Origin of the sequence: Paractinoplanes ferrugineus (assembly GCF_016862195.1) — a bacterium.
GTDB lineage: Bacteria > Actinomycetota > Actinomycetes > Mycobacteriales > Micromonosporaceae > Actinoplanes > Actinoplanes ferrugineus.
Genome location: NZ_BOMM01000050.1, coordinates 231,680 through 250,562 on the forward strand (window position 1 = coordinate 231,680; position 18,883 = coordinate 250,562).

The window sequence follows — 18,883 nt, forward strand, 5'->3', positions numbered from 1 at the left end:
CGTTATGACGCACGTTTTCCCAGTGATTAGTCAACGGTCTAATTAGACGTTCCCTGAATTCCAGGCCGGAAGGCCGTGCTCGCCGTTGCGCGATCGATGGGAAAGGTGCACAGTGCCACAAGAAAATAGGGGCCGGCGAGCGCTGGCCGCTGCGTCGGTGGCGGCCACCGCCGTGCTGTTGCTCGCCGCGCCGGCCGCCGCGACGCCGCCCGCTGGTGACTCGGGCCTGACCGGATCCGGCCCACAACCGCCGGCGACCCCTGCGCAGCCGTCCGACCTGCGGCAGATGGAGAGCGGTCCGGTCCTCGGCGACGACGCCGCCGCAGCCATGGAGGCAGCCGCGACCCAGGCGCAAAGCAGCGGCAAAGAGGTCGTGGTCAGCCGATTGACCACCGAGACCCAACTGGTCACGGCCGAGCCGCAGGGTGGCTTCGTCTACTCCGGCACTCCGACGCCGGTGCGTACCAAGCAGAGCGGCAAGTGGGTGCCGATCGACACCAATTTGCACCGCGGCTCCGACGGCACGCTGGCGCCGGTGGCCACGGCGTACGGCTCGGTGCGCTTCTCCGCCGGCGGTGCCGGGCCGCTGGCCACCACCAGCTCCGGCGCCACCAGCTACGCCGTGACCTGGCCCGGCAAGCTGCCCGCGCCGCGGGTGTCGGGATCGACCGCGACTTACCCGGAGGTGTTGCCGGGCGTCGACCTGGTGGTCAGCGCGACCACCGGCGGCGGCTTCCACGAGGTGCTGGTGGTCAAAACCGCGCAGGCCGCCCGCCACAAGACGCTCGACGCTCTCGCCCTGCGCGCCGCCACCCGGCACGGCCGCGCCCCGGACGGCACGACGCTGACCGCCAACCCGGACACCGGCATGGTGCTCGACACCGCCACGCCGCTGATGTGGGACTCCACCAAGGCGCCCGCCGCCGACCGCTCCGACGCCGCGCACCCGGGCGCGGCCGCCCGCGTCGCCCCGGTGCGGATGCGGGCGAGCTCGACCGCGTTGAGCCTGATTCCGGACCGCACGCTGCTGCACGCGGCGTCCACGGTCTTCCCGCTCTACATCGACCCGAGCCCGAACTGGCACAGCTCCAGCGGCGGCACCCCGGCGTTCGATGAGGTGAAGCAGGGCTCGCCGTGCAACGGCGCGTCCTACTACAACAACACCGGCAGCGCCGGGAACTACGGCAACCTCGGGGTCGGCTACAACGGCTGGTCCAGCTGCGTCGGCGACGAGCACGCGTACTACCAGTGGACGATCCCGGCGGTGCTCAAGACCAGCAACGTCACCATCAACACCGCACAGGTCAACGCGACCGAGACGTACTCGTCGTACTGCACCGTCACCGCCACCGTGAACCTGCACTGGACCGGCGCGATCGGCTCCGGCACCGACTGGAACAACCGGCCCGCCACCAACAGCGGATTCAGCACCAGCCAGTCGTACGGCCCGGCATCCAACCCGGACAGCTGCCCGAACGCCGACAACGTCACCCACGGATTCGACGTCAAGACCGCGTTCGTCAAGGCGCGCACCGGCAGCAAGTTCACCGTCGTGCTCAGCCAGGACAGCACCGAAGCCAGCAAGAATCGCAACGCGTTCAAGCGGTTCGCGGACAACCCGGCGCTGCAGGTGACGTTCAACCGGGCCCCGGCCACCCCGGCCGCGACCCAGCTCGCCGCCGTCTCCGGCACCAACAACGTCGGCTGCGACACCGCCGCGCCCTACCCGTACATGGGCAAGAGCATCGTCACCAACACCCCAGTGTTGTCGGCCAAGATCTCCGACCCGGACAGCGACAAGCTGCGGGCGACCTTCAAGTACTGGGTGGACGGCACCACCACGACGTACACGCTGCTCTCCGGCGACAACCTCGCGTCCGGTACGACCGCCAAGGTGAGCCTACCGGCCGCCTTCATCAGCGGGCTGGCCGACGGGAAGATCGTCGACTGGCAAGTCACCGTCACCGACGGCATGGCCACCACCGCCTACCCGACCTGGTCCTGCCACTTCGTCGCCGAGCCGCACGCCGTACTGGACCCCAGCATCGACGCCAACGCGACCTATCCCGACACCGACAACGGCGGCGGAATCGGCGCGGCGGCCGGCACCACGGCCACGTTCACGCTGCACAACACCGGCACCGCGGCCACCAAGTTCGTCTACAACCTCGACACCCCGCCGCCGGTGACCAACACTCCGGCATCCGAGGTGGTCGCCGCCACCAGCAACGCCGCCACGGTCACGGTGACGCCGCTGGCGCCCGGCCCGCACACGCTGTGGGTCGCGGTTCTGGACGCCGCCGGCGACGCGTCGGCGACCGAGGGCTACAACTTCGAGGCGGCCAGCCACGCGGCCACGACCTGCGCGAGCCTGGCGGCCTGCTTCAACAACACCGCCATCACCGCGGACACCGCCATGGCGGCCGGGTCGGCCGACGGCAACACCTCGTTCTCGGCCACCGACCTGGCCAACGCGGGCTGGACCACCGGCAGCAAGGTCAACGTCAACGGGGCCGGGTTCACGCTGCCCGCGTTCGGCGCCGGGCAGGCCGACAACGTCCTCGCGGCCAACCAGACCGTGACGTACGCGTACACCGTGCCCGCGCGCGGTCCGAGCAGCCTGGAATTCCTGACCACCGCCACCAACGCGCAGGAGCAGCAGCCGGCCGAGATCGACCAGAACGCGACCACGCCGTACCTGGCCGCAGGCCTCGCTGTCGCCGGCACCTACTGCTTCGACGGGGAGAACCCGGAGGCGTACTGCCCGGCCCGCGGGGTCATCACCTACACCGACGGAGAGATCCAGCCGTACGTGCTGAACGTGCCCGACTGGGTCGCCGGGCCGCCGAGCCTGGCCGCCGTCACGCTGCCGCACCGCAACAACATCAGCGGCACGGCCGACACCAGGACGCCGAAGATCTACCCGTTCTCGGTGCCGCTGGAGGCGGGCAAGACGATCGCGTCGGTGACCCTGCCGGACGTCAGCAACAAGGTCGGCAACGGCACCGAGGGGCTACACATCTTCGCAATGGCGCCGCGTAACACGACCACCGGAACGGTCGAGGCCAACGGCAGCGCCGTCAGCCCCGCCGCCGCCAAGTCGTGGACCGGCGCGTGGGCGAGCCCGACCGAGTTCGCCTACAACTACCTCACCCCGGCCGGCACGAAGTTCTCCAACATGACCTTCCGGACCGCGGTCAAGCCCTCGATCTCGGGCGACACCCTGCGCATCCGCCTGGACAACGCTCTCGGCGTCGCTCCGTTGACGATCGGGCACGCCACTGTCGCCCTCGACGGCGCCGCCCCGCCGGTGGCCACCCCGAGCGGCGCGTTCCACAACCTCACCTTCGCCGGCGCGGCCACCGCCAAGATCCCGGCCGGCGGCATGATCTACAGCGATCCGCTGACCTTCGCGGTCACCGCCAACCAGTGGCTGCTGGTCTCGTTCTCGCTGACCAACGCGGTCGCGTCGCTGCCCGAGCACTCCTGGGCCTCCGACACCGACCACATCTACACGTCGGCGCCCGGCTCCGGCGACCACACCACCGACACCGCGGCCACCGCCTTCACCGGCACCGGGACGCACAACGGCAACTTCACCAATCTGCTCACCAACATCGACGTCACCACCGCCGGAACGCCGACCCAGGCCGTCCTCGGCGACGGTCTGATCGACGCCTTCCAACCCAACACCGCGCCCAACGGCGAGACCGGCGTACGGCTCTCCGACGACCTCCTCGCCGCCGAACCGACCACCCCCGGCCCGTACGGCACGATCGCCGCCGGCATCCAGTCGAACTACCTGATGACCGACAACCCGCAGAACTACTCGGGTCGAAGCATCGGTGGCCCCTCGGCGCTGTCCCGGATCGACCGCGACATCCTCAGTCAGCCCGGCGTCAACACCGTCGTGCTCGACGAGGGTCTGGAGGACATCCTCAACGGCCGGAACCTGGATTCGCTGGAGAACAGCGGCTACACCCAGCTGCTGACCGCGCTCGAGCTCAACGACATCAACGTCATCGTCCTCGGCGTGCGCCCCTGCGACGGATACACCGGTGACGGCGCAACCACCGCGGCCGGCGCGACCGCGAACGACCCCTGCACCGCCGCGGTCGACGCCGACCGGGTCGACCTCAACACCTGGCTCAGCAGTGGCGGCTTCGGCGACACCAACCCCTGGACCACCCCGGCCCAGTTCTTCATCGACACCGACGCCGCCGTCGGCGTCCCCGACACCGCCAACGGCGAGACGAAGCTCGACCCCAACGCCGCCGTCGCCACCGACCACGTCAACCTCACCGACGCCGGATACGCCGCGCTGGCCTCGGCCTATCTCGGGCCACAGGACACCTGGGCGCTCAACGACGCCGACGCCAGTGACCCCGACAACGTCGTGGTCACCGCGGCCGACAGCGCGCCCGGCAGCACCAATCCGTACCTGGTGACCAATCCGCTCGCCGGCAACAACCCGGCCACCCTGATCGGCGGCGCCACCTGGAGCAGCGATGCCACCCGGGGCACCGTCCTGACGCTCAACGGCACCGACGCCGGCGCGAGCACGGCTGGGCCAGTGCTGACCACCAACGGCAGTTACACGGTCTCGGCCTGGGTCAAGCTGAGCAGCATCGCCGCCACCGCCACCGTCGCCGGTCAGCAGGGAACGGCCAACTCGGCCTTCGCCCTGCAGTACAACAAGACCTACAACGCCTGGACGTTCATCGCGCCCGGCTCGGACACCGCGGCCCCAGCGACAAGCCCGCACGTGTCCGCGGCGGCCGCGCCGGCCCTCAACACCTGGACCCACCTGGTCGCCAGCTACAACGCCGCAACCCACACCATGACCCTGTACGTGAACGGAGCCCCCGCCGGAACAGCGGCCAACACCACGGCCTGGAACGGCGCCGGAACGTTCGACCTGGGCCACAGTGGGGCCGGTTCGTACCTGCCCGGCAGCATCAGCAACGTCCAGGCGTGGAACTACACCCTCACCTCGCAGCAGGTAACCGCGCTCTGCAAGCAGATCCACTGACAACGACGGTGGGCGGGCCCGCGGGCCCGCCCACCGGCCCACGCCACGCAGACGCCGACGATGTCGTGTCGGGCGGTGGCGAGCAGGCCGGCGGAACCGGCTGACGTGACGCTGGCACCCGAGAGTCGCCTGTCGGGCGGCGGCCCGAGTGGGCCAGGGCTGCCGGTGGATGAGTTCCGTTTTGATCGTGGCGAATAACGACTCGCAAAGAGCCGGCGCGACACTTCCCGACGGGCCGACAAGAAGGACGCGATCAACGAGAACTCGTTAAACCGTACGCGCGTTCGGGAAAATGCGTGTCGCGAAGATCCGCAAGCATTACGGCGGGAAATGAAAAAGGCCAGCCAAGCTGGCCTTTCACAAAGTCGGGCTGACAGGATTTGAACCTGCGACCCCTTGACCCCCAGGCCATTGTGGACGGCGCTTGTGCACGTCAAGCGCGATGCGCGACGTTCAAGAGGATGTCAAGTGTGCAGGTCTGGGTACGAGTGTGCATAGCGTGTGGTCCCCATATGGTCCCCGCACGACTTGCTGGACCCGTCACACAACCTCTACGTCACACAACCTCTACCCGCTCAGCGCTGACACAACGCCGCCTGCTTAGGGCTTGCTCGCAGTCTTCACCCTCTCCAGCAAAGCCTCTTGGCTACGCCTGCTTCTAACGTCGTCCTTACGCAGGCTTCGACCTTCGGCGAGCACCTGACTGAACTGTTCCGCAGCCAACGCTATCGCGGACGCAATCGCGGCCTCAATTTTCTCCGAGAACGCTTTGTCAGATATACGGAAACTAAGCTTCTTTGGATTCTTGAGCGCCTTGCTCGCATCCAAATCGCTAGACTCAAAAATCGAGACGATGCCTGGATTCACGAGCGCAGAAACCATCATGGCGATGTGGTATTTGGCGGCCTTCAACGTCGTAGATTCCGGTGTCCTCGCAAAATACCTGTCAATGCGATAGATAATCCAGGCTGCATAGTAGTACGTTTCTACAGGGTATTCTCCCCATACAAAAGACCCTTCGACTTCAAAGTCTTTTGGGGATCCGATTGCGCGGGAGGACTCGCCAAAAAGGGTTGCGGCAACAGCCCGATTCAGCTCTGGTGTGGTCACTACACGGGTGCGCGCAAAATCGAGCGCCGCCCCACGGCTCTGGCGCTCATAACGCAATCCATCCGAGCCGGACTGCCCGAAGTATTCTTCGACATTCTTAGCTATTTGAGAACTAGCTTGGATGTCTGTCGAACCAATCGCGGTTTGCAGGTTAGTCGCGATAGAAACGCTTGTTCGGACGTCCGGGTCGTTAGAACTCACAATTTTGACTGGGATCCAAAGATTAGACAACAAGTGAGAAGCATTCTTCACCTCGTCCGTCTCTGACCAACGGATGAGCTGGTGACTTGTTTGCCCGCCATTGACGATCTGGTATCCCGAGATGAAGAATCTATCGCCATTCCCACGAAGCTCGGTGGCAATAATAGTCAAGCCATTGTTTAGAAAAGGAAAGTGTTCGCGTTCGTTTGATCTCAAAGTTCCCATGATCCGGCTATTCACCGGGTTGTGAGGCCCGAGGTCGAGTCGCACGTTGTCGTCGAAGATACCAGCGCGCGCTTCACCAAATTCATCTTTGAGCAGCTTCATGATCTCGGTGGCAGATATGAGGCCGATGTAAGCCTCACTGACCCTATCTGTTGCCGGGATCGTTTGTCGTTTCTCGAAGTTGAACTGAACGTTTTGGGGTCCGTGACGCTCTTTTTGTTTAGCAGCGAGCTTCTCGTGGCCGTGGGTACGGAGTTTGAATCCCTCTGAGTAAACTCCGAACTGACGGATACGTTCAAGCGCTTCCGTTACCTGAAGCTCAGCCTGCGCATTCTGGCCATCATTAGGGCTGGTCGTGACATAATAGATCTCTAACGGAATGCGGCTGTCAGCGAACTTGTCGCCGTTTTCCGCTATGCGGTCAATAAGGATTGCCAAATCAACCAACCTAGGTGGCAGCGTTACAGTGTTGGCCTTCACTGCATACTTTGTCACCGCCTCAACACCGTGAAGGAACTTGGCGATGAGCTTTGAGTCAAACGACTCGCTTGTCTTAGCCTGGATGAAGATTACCTTTGCAGAATTGGCACCTTGCCCTGCAATCAGTTCGTCGATTTCCTCGGGTTCAAAGACGACGCGGTTATTAATGACGACTGCGGCAATATCAACGCCTTCGTCATTGCCGCCACCAAGAACTGAACGCTCAATTGAATCAATATCATCACGCACGTATGGGAATAGGTAGTTCGCTGCGACGTATCGCTCAAACTTTTCCGACTCGGTTCCCTCGAAGCCAAAGTCACGTGAGAATTTCCCCACGCGCTTGCTCGTAAGTGTGTGCATCAGCCCTCCTCATGAGTTACTAACCTCGCCCTTCAGTAGGGCTGACGGTGAGGATTTCAGGGTACGTGACGTGCCATCCGCCGCTGACAGTGACCTCACGCGGGGCGGACCGTCACACCGGTGGTGCTGCTCGGCCAGCCACCTCGGTGACACAGGTGACAGCGGTGACACTCCCCCGCAGTGCCTGGTCAAGGTTCCAGCCCCGTTGAGCGGCATCCCGGAGCTTCTGAGGCAACCGAGTGACAGCCCGCGGATAGGCTGTCACTCACGTTTTCGCAGCTAAACGGCCATCGAGTGACGACAGTGACACCAGTGACAGAGTGACGCGGGCAGGCCACTACGCTGCGGGATCGACGGCACCGGGTGCCGCGTAGCACAGCGCCGGAATGGTTCGGCCACCGGCAACGTGGTGCAGGGTGCGGCCGAGCAAGACGCAGCCCATTCTTTCGTACATGCTGATGGCCGTACGGTCCTTTTCCATGACATCAAAAACCGCTCGCAGGCGCTTTCCCGCAGCGTAAGCAAGTGCGGCCTCGGCGAGCATTCGACCTACACCGCGCTTGCCATCCTGGTCAGAGTGCTCGAACAGGCCAAGCGTGACGGCATCGTGGATCACAACGTCGCGCACGTGAAGGGCTGGCAGCGCGAGTACCAGCAGGCCGAGGACGAGTTGGACGATCCCCGCACGCTCGCCCTGCCGAGTTGGGAGGCTCTGACCACTCTCGCGGACGCCCTCGTCGCTCGCTCGCAGGGCCACTTCACCGGGTGGGGGCACATCGTGACCTTCGCCGCCTGCACGGCCACCCGGATCGGCGAGGTGTCCGGCGTCCGGGCCGGGGACATCGACCGGGCAACGTGGACGTGGACCGTGCGCCGGCAGACCACACCGGGACCGGGCGGTCTGATCGACAAGGGCACCAAGGGCAAGCGTGCTCGCAAGGTGCCGATCATCGAGGAGGTTCGGCCGATGGTGATCGAGCGGCTTGCCTCGGCGGCAGGCCCGGACGCGCGGCTGTTCACCGGACCGCGCGGCGGCCGGATCAGCACGGCGGTACTGCGCGACGCCACGCACTGGGACGAGGTGGTTGCCGCGCTGGGCTACGAGCACCTGCGGCGGCACGACCTGCGGCACACCGGCCTGACGTGGCTCGCCGATGCGGGCGTGAAGGTGCACGTCCTCCGGAAGATCGCCGGGCACGGTTCGCTGACCACCACACAGCGGTACCTGCACCCGGATCAGCGCTCGATCAACGAGGCGGGAGATGCCCTCAGCGCCCACTTGAGGCCCCCCGGTCCCCAAACGGTCCCCAACTCCGGGCAGCCTAGTAGGAATATCCGGATCTAGCAGAATGACAGAAGGGCCGTTGACTAGGGTTTATACCCTAGTCAACGGCCCTTCAAGATTGTCGGGCTGACAGGATTTGAACCTGCGACCCCTTGACCCCCAGGACATGAAAGGCCCAGCGACGTGCTCACCAACGTTTTACCAGGTCACCGATAACCATACCAGGCCGAGTAAAGGTGTCGCTACCAACCACCTCCCGGTGAATCCATCATAACGCCCCTATCAGCGGTTTCTTTGCTCAGGTTCCCTCAAAGGTGTTCTCGCGGACCTTTGTCAGTGTTTTATCGGCCCGCCAGCAGGCTGCTTGAGACCAGCGAGCGGCGTGCTAACCCGTCGGCGAATCGACCCCTTGACTCGGCAGCAGACTTCCCCGCGACTAATTCTTCTTCAGAGAAGACTCCTTCCACGAGTTCCATCGCGACTTAGCCGCTTTGTAGACCATTCCTCAGGAACCTCTCCTACTCGAATTCCGTCAACACTCAACCTGGCCGGGGCAATGCCACCGACCACATGTGGGCGAGTTTTGGATTCGGTCCTTTTGCCGCGCCCGAGGTCGCGTGCAGACGGATACAGGCGTTCGCGCCTCAGGCGGGGCGTAACTCCGCCCACATACCCGACTCGGAAGAAGACTCGTGGCGCAGCCTGCCCAGTTAGGCAGCGCCCTTGGCTGGATCTCGGGCTCTGTCATCAATTCGGCGATCCAGTCCGTGGCCTGCAGACGCCGGGCTGCGCTGACCCGGGCGTAGTAGCGCATGAGCGTGGCCGAATCATGGCCGAGACGCTCGGCGACCTCGTGGACGCCGTAGCCGGCGTGCAGCAGCGTCGACGCGATCAGATGCCGGATCCGATGCAGGCCGATCGGCCGGACCTTCGCCGCCACAGCAAGCTGGTTGAACCGGTCGGTCAGGTTGTCCGGTCAGGTTTGTCCGGTCGGATCGTCTGGCCCCAACGGCCGGCGAACAAAACCGCGACGCCTGCCCCGCGCGAGCGGCCTCAGCAGGTCGAGTGTCACCGGGTCAAGTACCAACGTACGGACACCAGCCCCGGGCTTCATCCGGTGACCATGGACTCGACGGTGTCGTAGCCGAAGTAGTAGAGCCGATGGGCGCCGTGCGGAACCATGGTCGCGGCGACCTGGCGGCGTACGTCCAGGGCGCAGGGAATCACGGTCAGGAGCTCACCGCGCCGGAGGCCTTCGCTGTAGATGCCCAGGATCTGCTCGTAGTATGTCCAGTTCTGCAACAGCCGGTGGAACCAGGCGGTCCGGCCGTGACCTGAACCGCCCTGGTCGAGAATCCGCAGCCCTTCCTCGCCGTGCAACAACTGCACCTCGACGTCGGCGTCGAGGGCGGTGGACAGGGCCTCCAGCACCCGATCGGCGTGTTCCTGATCGGGCAGCAGGCCGGCGAGGGCATAGGTCGGATGAATCACGAATTGATCGATGTTGTCGGCGACGACCGGCACGTTGCGCTCCTCAAGAGGCTCGAAGGGTGATGACCATGGCGGCAGCGCGACCAGGTCGGTGAGGTGGAGCGGATACGCTCTCCGGCCACGCTAGGAAGCGGACGCTGTCCGCGGCTTGAGTCAGGCGACTGCGGCGGCGGCCGAACCGACGACGCTCAGTCGGTCGACTCAAGACCGCGCCGCCGCGGCCGCGGCATCATCGTCGGGTGACCGACCTCAGCAAACTTTTCACGCTCCTGGACGATCCGGAGATCCGGGTCCTGCTCTACGGCCTCGCCCACGCCGGCCCGGCGATCCCTGGGCCGGCGATCGCCGGCTCTCGTACCGGTCCGGCACGGCTGCGGGTCCTGGTCGCGTACCTGATCGAGACGGTACCGGTCGAGCAGCACCGCAGCTGGCTGTCGGACACCGAACGCAACACCGCGATGGGCATCGAGCAGGTCCGGGCGGTCATCGGATACGACGCGATCGCCGACGTGGCCCGGTACACCGACAGCAGCCCGGAAGCCGTCGCGTTCCAACTGGCCGCGGTGCTGCCCGACCTCGCCGACGCCCTGAGCCCCGGCGGTGTGCTGGTCGGTGCGGCCGAGTTGGCCCGGGAGCTGGACGAGGCCGCCGGCGAGAGCGATCGCTCGGGTGGCGTCTTCGGCCCGCACGTGCACTGAGCGGAGCAGGATCATGCTGCCGGTCCGGGCCGGTCCAGCCGGTCGAGGATTTCCTTGGTGCCGGCCAGCTGGGCATGCATCAGGCTGGTCAGTTCCTCGACTTCGGCCTCGGCGCGCTGGTTGACCAGGTAGTCGTTGTGCGTCTGTGAACGGTCGACGGCGGCCTGCCGGTTGGCGCTCATGAGCAGAACCGGCGCCGCGTAGGCCGCCTGGAACGACAGCATGAGGTTGAGCAGGATGAACGGGTATGGATCCCAGTGCCGGACCACCGCGACGACGTTGAGCACGAGCCACCCGCCGAGCACGACGCTCTGGATGATCAGGAATCGCCAGGACCCCAGGACGTTGGCGACGGCGTCGGCGGCACGCTCGCCCCGGGTGGACGCGCGGGGTTCGATCCGGGCGGCGAGCAGCCGCCGCCTGGCCGCGGCGTCCCGGGCCGCGGCCAGGTGCTGTTCAACGCTGTGCGATGACAGTTGCATGTCGCGATCAGTACGGGCGTTGGGTGCTGGGCATGGCTGTTCCCCTCAGAACGTGTCGCAGGTCGACCGCCAGAGTGTGCGGCCCGGCTCCCGCAGGCGTCTTCGGTCGGTTGACTGCGAATCGGTGACCGACCCGCAGGCAGCGTCGGATGACTCAAGCCGGCCCCGGCCGGGGTCCATACCGTCGACGCATGGACACGGCATCGATCAACCGGCGGCGGACGCAGCTGACGTACCGGATGCTCGTCGCCGAACAACGCCGGACGATCCGGTTGCTGCAGCAGACAATGCAGCCGGCCCAGGGCACCGCCGAGATCGCCGGCCTGCGTGTGACGGCCCGGTGCACCAGTGCCGAACCGGACCTGCAGATCGGCGGCGACTGGTATCTCGCCATCCCCTTGCCGGGTGATGACATCGTCCTGGCCGTCGGCGACACCACTGGTCACGGGCTCGCCGCCGCGGCGGGGATGCTGCGACTGAGATTCGCCATGGCCGCGCTGGCCGCGGAGGACAGTGCCCCCGCCCGCATCCTGCAGCGGCTGAACAGCATCGTCTGCCGCAGCGGCTTGGCGGTCGCGGCCAGCGCGGTGGTGGCCCGGTACCGGCCTTCGAATGGGGAGTTGACCTCGGCACGGGCCGGTCACCCGCCCGTCCTGATCGCCGGCCCGCACGGGGCGACGGCCCTCACGGACACCGGTGGGCCACTGCTCGGTGTCGTCGAGAACGCCGTCTTCGACCACACGACCCGCCGGGTTCACCTCGGCGAACACGTGCTGCTCCACACCGACGGTCTCCACCGGCGCGGGCAGACCAGGGATGACTGGACCGCCGGTCAGTCCGACCGTCTGCGCGAAACGGACGGTGACGCTCAGGCGCTGCTGGAGCGCCTGGAATACGGGGCCAGCGGCGACGACGCCTGCTTCCTGATGGCGCAACGGCTCCACTGAACCCCAGCCCTGGCCCGACCTCGACCACGAAGATCCGGTGGCCGGCCGATGGTCCACACTGACGGTATGAGCACTTCGCCAACCATCCGTGGACGCGACGTGGAGCTCGCCCTGATCGGCGACCGGGTCCGCGATGCCCGTCGTGGCCTGGGTTCCACGGTGCTGGTGGAAGCCGCCGCCGGGTTCGGCAAGACGCGCCTGCTGGCCGAGGCGGCCCGGGTGGCCGGCGACGAGCAGTTCGCGATGGCCTCGGCGATCGCCGACCCGGGCGACCAGAACATGACGTTCGTCCCCATGGCGCAGCTCATCGCCGCTCTGGCCGGGGCCCTGGGCGGCAGCGGCCAATCGGTTGTGGCCGAGTCGGCCCCCGCGTGGGACGTGACCGAGATCGAGGCTCGGCTCGAGCGGGCGGCACTGGTCAAGCCGATGATGATCTGCCTCGACGACGTCCAGTGGGCCGACCCCGGGACGATCGCGGCGCTGGGGGTGCTGCCCCGGCGGCTGCGTTCGCTGCCGATCGTGTGGATGATCGCCTACCGTCCGGGCCAGGCGCCGCCGAGCCTGCGCGACGTCGTCGACCGCCTCGTCCGGGGCGGCGCCGACCGCTTGGTGCTGGACCGTCTGGGCGAGGACGACGTCGCGCTGGTCATCTCCGACATCGTGCACGGGCAGGCCGACACCGAGCTGCTGCATCTCGCCGATCGCACCGAGGGCAGCCCGTACCTCCTGGTCGAACTGCTCCGTGGCCTGCTCGAGGAGGGACTGGTTCACCGGAACGACGGCCTGGTCGAGCTCACCGGCGACGAGCTGCCCGTACGCGTGCGGGAGACGATGCGCGAGCGGCTGAACCGCCTGCCGAGCGGGTCGCGCCAGGCCGCCCGGGTGGCGTCCGTCCTGGGCCGTTGGTTCAGCTTCAGCCTGCTCGCGGCCATGCTCGACGTCTCGCCGGGCGCCGTCCTGGCGCCGGTCGACGAGCTGGTCCGAACCGATCTGCTCACCGAGACCGCCGACGGCCGGCTCGGATTCCGGCACGACCTGATCCGAGAGGCGGTACGCGACACCCTGCCGGCCTCGGCCCGCCGCGCGCTGCAGCGTCAGGCCGCCGACCTCATGCTCGCCCGCGGAGCACCGCCCCTTCAGGTCGCCAGCCTCCTCGTCGCCGGCGCCGACACGGGTGACCGCTTCGCGGCCGAGACCCTGCTGAGCGCCGCCCGGTCGCTGCGCTCGCTGGACGCGGCGGCCGCGGCCGACCTCGGCCGTAAGGCGCTCGACATGATCGGGCCGGAGGATCCCTTGCGGGGGCCGCTGGTCGCGCAGGTGGCGTTGTCGCTCCACATCGCCGGGCGCGCGGAGGAGGGCAAGGCATTCGCGGACACCGCGCTGCGTACGGTGCTCCCACCGGCGCAGGAAGCGGAGATCCGGCTGCAGATCGCCAAGATGTTGTGGATCCCGGCCGAGGACCGGGTCGACGCCGCCCGGCGCGCCCTCGCGCTCGACGGCGTTCCCCTCGATGTACGAGCCAACCTCCTCGCCAACCTGGTCTCGAGTTCGCAGGGTGCGGGGCGTTTCGCCGAGGCGAAGGCGCTCGGGCCCGAGGCCGAGCAGGCCGCGGCGGCTTCCGGCGATCCGACGGTCGCCGCGTTCACCGACATGTGCCTGGCGATGATCCCGTACGCCGAGGGCCGCTTCGTCGACGCGCTCGAACGGCAGGACCGCGCCGGCAAACGCGGGACGCTGACCGACATCGACCGGCCGGAGCGCGACGCCGTACGGACGCGGTTCCTCGGTCCCGTCGAGCACCCGGCGGCGATCGTGCGTATCTGCGAGGCGGGGCTGGTCGCCGCCCACCGCGTCGGGTCGCAGTGGACCGCGATGGTCTGGGAGCAACAGCGGGCGGTCGCGCTTCTCGTGCTCGGCAGGCTCTCCGATGCCGCGGCGACCCTCGAGGGCCTGTACGAGCCGGACGAGCGCCCGCGCGTCCTCAACACCGTCGACGCCAGTGGCGTGGTCGCCCTAGGTCAGGCCGCGCTGCACCTCGGCGAGGCCCGCACCCTTGCGGTGTGCGTGGACCTGGCCACCGCGACCGTCGCCTCCACCGGCGGCGAGCTCCGCGTGCAGGCCGGCTGGCTGCTGCTCCGCGCCGCGCTGGCCCGAGGCAACGTCGCCGGCGCCCGCGAGCTGCTCGATCGCCTCGGCGGGGTGAGCAGGGGCGTGCCGCGCTGGCCGATGTGGCAGGACGACCTCGTCTGGATCGCGCGACTGGCCCAGAGCTCGGACGACAGCGCGCTGGCCGAGGCCGCCCGGATCGGCGCGGCCACCCGGGCGTCGCTCAATCCCGGGGTGGACGCGATTGCCGCCTTCACGACGTACACCGCGGCGCTGCTCGACCGCGACACCGAGGGGCTGGCCGAGGCCATGACCGGGCTGGAGCGCACCGGACGGCTGCTCGCCCATGCCTTCGCCACCGAGGACCAGGGCCGGCTGCTGCTCGATCAGGGCAAGCGCGAGACCGGCATCGAGGTGCTCTCGACCGCGCTCGAGCGGTACGCGGTACTCGGCGCGGCCTGGGACGCCGGCCGGGTCCGGCGGCGTCTTAGGGACGTCGGGGTCCGCCGCCGGCTGGGCGCGACGACCGCGCCGCGGGAGGGCTGGGCGGCCCTGACCGAGACCGAGCTCAACGTCGTCCGCCTGGTCGCCGAGGGCCAGACCAACCGCGAGGTCGCCGAGCAGCTGTTCGTCTCGCCGCACACCGTCAGCACGCACCTGCGGCATTCCTTCGCGAAGCTCGGTGTCAACTCGCGCGTGGACCTGGCGCGGCTGTTCGCCGAGCACGGCAACGAGCGCTGACCGCGGTCGCCGTTTAGCAGATCGCACGACCATGCGATGCGGACCATTCGCCCACGCACGTAATTTCCGATCATGGCCACCGCGACCCTGCCGACCCGACCGTGCTGATCGGCCGCGGCTCCCAGCTCCGCCGGTTGACGGCCATGCTCGAGGCGGTCCGGACCGAGGGCTCGGCGCTGGTTCTGCGCGGTGAGCCGGGGATCGGCAGGACCGCGATCCTGGCCGCCGCCCGCGACGCGGCCGGCGGCCTCGGGCTGCGGGTCCTGCACACCGCCGGGGTCCGGGGCGAGAGCGACATGCCGCTGGCCGGCCTGCACCGGCTGCTGCGCCCGCTCGCCGCCGACGCCGGGTCGCTGGACGCGCGGCACCGATCGCTGCTGGACCACGCGTTCGGACTCGGCGAACTGCATGGCGAGGCCCTCATGCAGGTCGCGCTGGCGACGCTCGAACTGCTTTCGTCCGTGGCGAAGCGGCGGCCGCTCCTGCTCATCGCGGACGACGTCCATTGGCTGGACCGCGAATCCCGCGAGGTGATCGCGTTCGTGGCCCGCCGCGCGGGTTCGGATCCCATCGTCGTCCTCGGCGCCGTCCGCGAGGGCTACGGCAAAGAACTCGGGGACGCCGGCATCGCCGCTCTCACGCTCCCGCGGCTGAGCGATCGGGACGCCGCCGACCTGCTGGACGCCGGCGCGCCCGGGCTCGCCGCCGGAACCCGCGTCCTCATTCTCGCCGAGGCCGCCGGGAATCCGCTCGGCCTCATCGAGTTGCCGAGTCACCGCACGCTCGGGGCGCTCCACCAAGGTGTGTCCGGCCCACTGCCGGTGACGCGGCGGCTGGCGGAAGCCTTCGGCTGCCACGGCCGGACCCTGCCCGCGTCGACGGCCGCGCTCCTGTTGCTCTGCGCGACCGACGCGACCGCCTCGACATCGGAGATCCTCGCGGGCGGCGCCGCACTGACCGGCCAGCCGATGACCCTCTCGGACCTCGAGCCGGCCATCGACGCGGCGCTGCTCCGCGCCGACGAGAACGGCCTGAACTTCCGCCACCCCCTGATGCGCTCGGCGACCTACCAGGCGGCCGGCCTGCAGGCCCGGTACGCCGCGCACACCGCGCTGGCCCGGGTCCTCGACGTGGACCAGGACCGGGCGATCTGGCACCGGGCGGCATCGGCCATCGGCCCGGACGCGTTCATCGCCCAGCAGATGGACGACCGGGCCCGGCGGGCGGACGGCCGTGGGGCGGCTCTGCAAGCCGCGACCTCGCTGGGACGCGCGGCCGAACTCACCGCCGACGACCATGTCCGGAGCCGGCGGCTACTGCGCGCTGCGGAGCTGGCCTTCGAGGTCGGGCGGGCCGACCTGGTGTCGGCCTTCGTCGACCGGACGTCCGCGATCACCCTGGACGCCGTAGGCCGCGCCCGGGCCGACAATCTGCGGCCGTTCTCCTTCGACGACCCGTCGGGTGAGCGCACCCGCGTCGGGTCGCTCGTCATGCTCGCCGAGGCGGCCACCGCGCGCGGCGACCCGGACGCCGCGCTCGAACTGCTGCTCGGCGCATCGGTGCGCAGCTGGTGGGCCGACCCGGGTGAGGCACTGCGGGCCCGCCTGACCAGGGCGGCCGAGGCGACGCCGGTCGACCGGTGCGATGTCCGCCTGCTGACCACGCTCGCGGTCGCCGATCCGATCACGCACGGCGCCCGGGTGTCCGAGCACCTGCCCCGGGCCAGGCCGGCCACCGCCCAGGAGGCGCACCTGCTCGGCATCGCCGCGCACGCGGTCACCGACTTCGCCACCTCCCATCAGATCTTCCGTACCGCCGTGGACAAGCTGCGCAGCGACGGGCGGTTCGGGCTGCTCACCCACGTCGAGGCGGCCCGCTCGTGGTCGTCGCTGCTGCTGGGCGACTGGGACGTGGCGGGAACGGCGGCCGAGGAAGGGCTGCGGCTCGGCCGGCTGACCGGCCAGCCCGTCTGGAGCGGACTCGCCCTGGCCACCCTGGCAGCGCTGGCCGGGGTACGCGGCGACGAGCAACGCGCGCAGGAGCTCGCCACCGAGGCGGAGTCGGTCCTGCTGCCGGCGCGGGTCAGCATGGGGCTCGCGCGCGTGCAGATCGCGCGCGGCCTCACCGAGCTCAGTGCCGGACGCTACGAACAGGCGCACACCCAGCTGGCCCGGTGTCTCGACCCCCAGGACGCGGCCCACCATGACACCGAGCAGTTCGGGGCGGTCGGGTTCTTCGCGGATTCCGCCGCCCTGACCGGGCGGCAGGCCGAGGCCCGAGTGATCGTCGACCGGCTGCGGGCGAGGGTGGAGTCGGCGGGGCTCACCGGGGTGATGGCCGGTCTGGATCACGCGCGGCCGCTGGTCGCCACCGACGAGGACGCCGAGGCCGCGTTCGTCCACGCGCTGCGGGACGTCGTTCCGCCGTCGCCCTTCGACCGGGCCCGGTGCAACCTGTTCTACGGCATGTGGTTGCGGCGCCGGCGCCGCGTCGTCGAGTCGCGCGGGCCGCTGCGGGAGGCGCGGGAGGCGTTCGACCGGCTCGACGCACCCGCGTGGGGTGCCCGGACGCGTCAGGAGCTCCGCGCGGCCGGCGATGCCGACATCATGCGGTCCCGGGCGGCGTGGGCCGAACTGTCATCGCAGGAACTCCAGATCGCCCAGATGGCGGCGGCCGGGCTGAGCAACCGCGACATCGGTTCCCGCCTCTACCTCTCCCACCGCACCGTGGGGAGCCACCTCTACCGCATCTTCCCGAAGCTGGGCATCACGTCCCGCGGTCAGCTGAACGGGGTCCTCCCGGGACGCTCCGAGGCCGTGGACCCGGAGAAGCCGTGACCACGAACACCGTCAAGGACAGTCGAATCACCGAAGCCGGGACGGTGGCGCATCGGCGACGATGACGGCATCGCTCGATCCGAACGGAGCACGCATGCCGACCATCGTCTTCATCCACGGCCTCTGGCTGCACTCGACCTCGTGGGCCCCCTGGCAGGAGCATTTCGCCCAGGCGGGCTACCCCTCCATCGCCCCGGAATGGCCGGGCACGCCGGACACCGTCGCCGAGGCCCGCGCCCACCCTGACTCGATCGCCGATCACGGCATCGACGATGTCACCGCGCACTACATCGGCATCATCGAGAACCTGGACGAGGCGCCGATCCTCATCGGGCACTCGTTCGGCGGCATGATCGCCGAGAAGATCCTCGGTCTCGGCCATGCCGCGGCCGCGATCGGCATCGACGCCGCGCAGATCAAGGGCGTTCTTCCCCTGCCGCTGTCCGCGCTGCACTCGACCCTGCCGGTGTTCAAGAACCCGGCGAACCTCCATCGCGCCGTCTCCCTCACGGCCGAAGAATTCCGGTACGGGTTCGGCAACGCGATCAGCGAGGCCGAGTCGCACGCCCTTTGGCAACAGTGGGCCATCCCGGCGCCCGGCAAGCCGCTCTTCGAAGCGGCGGCGGCGAACTTCTCGCTGCACTCCCCCGCATCGGTCGAGGTCCGCAACTCCGAACGCGGCCCGCTGCTGCTGATCGCCGGCGGCAAGGACCACACCGTGCCCGAGGTGATCACCAAGGCGACGCAGAAGCAGTACCGGCACTCGCCGGCGGTCACCGATCTCATCGACTTCCCGGACCGGGGCCACTCCCTGACCATCGACCACGGCTGGCGCGAAGTGGCCGACACCGGTCTCGCCTGGCTCAAGGACAAAGGGCTGTGACG

Annotated in this window: 13 protein-coding genes; 8 read left to right on the top strand and 5 right to left on the bottom strand. The window is 68.4% G+C overall.

Going from position 1 to position 18,883, the window contains the following annotated elements:
- Positions 1-112 precede the first annotated feature (112 nt).
- Positions 113-5,032, top strand: coding sequence for a LamG-like jellyroll fold domain-containing protein (locus tag Afe05nite_RS28220; protein ID WP_203820251.1), 4,920 nt, complete (start codon positions 113-115; stop codon positions 5,030-5,032).
- Between the two features lie 600 nt (positions 5,033-5,632).
- On the opposite strand, the gene Afe05nite_RS28225 is transcribed toward Afe05nite_RS28220, so the two are convergent.
- The gene (locus Afe05nite_RS28225) at positions 5,633-7,411 is read right to left on the bottom strand and encodes an AIPR family protein (RefSeq protein WP_203820252.1); all 1,779 of its coding nucleotides are present in this window, start codon (positions 7,409-7,411) and stop codon (positions 5,633-5,635) included.
- Between the two features lie 337 nt (positions 7,412-7,748).
- Entirely contained in the window at positions 7,749-8,039 is a 291-nt protein-coding gene (locus Afe05nite_RS44080; protein ID WP_239118244.1) for a GNAT family N-acetyltransferase, read from the bottom strand.
- On the opposite strand from Afe05nite_RS44080, the gene Afe05nite_RS28230 reads away from it, so the two are divergent.
- Positions 8,019-8,756: a tyrosine-type recombinase/integrase gene (locus tag Afe05nite_RS28230; RefSeq protein WP_239118245.1), complete on the top strand. Its 738-nt coding sequence runs from the start codon at positions 8,019-8,021 to the stop codon at positions 8,754-8,756. The two genes, Afe05nite_RS44080 and Afe05nite_RS28230, sit on opposite strands and share 21 nt — an antisense overlap.
- Positions 8,757-9,228: 472 nt before the next feature.
- On the opposite strand, the gene Afe05nite_RS28235 is transcribed toward Afe05nite_RS28230, so the two are convergent.
- Entirely contained in the window at positions 9,229-9,636 is a 408-nt protein-coding gene (locus Afe05nite_RS28235; protein ID WP_239118246.1) for a site-specific integrase, read from the bottom strand.
- On the opposite strand from Afe05nite_RS28235, the gene Afe05nite_RS44085 reads away from it, so the two are divergent.
- The gene (locus tag Afe05nite_RS44085; RefSeq protein WP_239118253.1) at positions 9,526-9,840 is read left to right on the top strand and encodes a hypothetical protein; all 315 of its coding nucleotides are present in this window, start codon (positions 9,526-9,528) and stop codon (positions 9,838-9,840) included. The genes Afe05nite_RS28235 and Afe05nite_RS44085 overlap by 111 nt on opposite strands.
- On the opposite strand, the gene Afe05nite_RS28240 is transcribed toward Afe05nite_RS44085, so the two are convergent.
- On the bottom strand, positions 9,807-10,220 hold the full coding sequence (locus tag Afe05nite_RS28240) for a hypothetical protein (RefSeq protein ID WP_203820253.1): 414 nt from the start codon (positions 10,218-10,220) through the stop codon (positions 9,807-9,809). The two genes, Afe05nite_RS44085 and Afe05nite_RS28240, sit on opposite strands and share 34 nt — an antisense overlap.
- 206 nt (positions 10,221-10,426) lie before the next feature.
- Here Afe05nite_RS28240 and Afe05nite_RS28245 point away from each other — a divergent pair, with 206 nt between their 5' ends.
- Entirely contained in the window at positions 10,427-10,885 is a 459-nt protein-coding gene (locus Afe05nite_RS28245; RefSeq protein ID WP_203820254.1) for a YidB family protein, read from the top strand.
- Between the two features lie 11 nt (positions 10,886-10,896).
- Here the strand turns inward: Afe05nite_RS28245 and Afe05nite_RS28250 are convergent, their stop codons facing one another.
- Complete coding sequence (locus tag Afe05nite_RS28250) at positions 10,897-11,367, bottom strand: DUF1003 domain-containing protein (RefSeq protein ID WP_203820255.1); 471 nt, start codon at positions 11,365-11,367, stop codon at positions 10,897-10,899.
- Between the two features lie 191 nt (positions 11,368-11,558).
- Between Afe05nite_RS28250 and Afe05nite_RS28255 the strand changes: the two genes are divergently transcribed.
- The 4 genes from Afe05nite_RS28255 to Afe05nite_RS28270 all read left to right on the top strand — a co-directional run bounded on the left by Afe05nite_RS28255 (position 11,559) and on the right by Afe05nite_RS28270 (position 18,881).
- On the top strand, positions 11,559-12,314 hold the full coding sequence (locus Afe05nite_RS28255) for a PP2C family protein-serine/threonine phosphatase (protein ID WP_203820256.1): 756 nt from the start codon (positions 11,559-11,561) through the stop codon (positions 12,312-12,314).
- 66 nt (positions 12,315-12,380) lie between these two features.
- Positions 12,381-15,161, top strand: a complete 2,781-nt coding sequence (locus tag Afe05nite_RS28260; protein WP_203820257.1) for a helix-turn-helix transcriptional regulator — start codon at positions 12,381-12,383, stop codon at positions 15,159-15,161.
- A gap of 101 nt (positions 15,162-15,262) precedes the next feature.
- The gene (locus Afe05nite_RS28265) at positions 15,263-17,998 is read left to right on the top strand and encodes a helix-turn-helix transcriptional regulator (protein ID WP_203820258.1); all 2,736 of its coding nucleotides are present in this window, start codon (positions 15,263-15,265) and stop codon (positions 17,996-17,998) included.
- Positions 17,999-18,092: 94 nt separating this feature from the next.
- Positions 18,093-18,881, top strand: a complete 789-nt coding sequence (locus Afe05nite_RS28270; RefSeq protein WP_239118247.1) for an alpha/beta hydrolase — start codon at positions 18,093-18,095, stop codon at positions 18,879-18,881.
- Positions 18,882-18,883 lie beyond the last annotated feature (2 nt).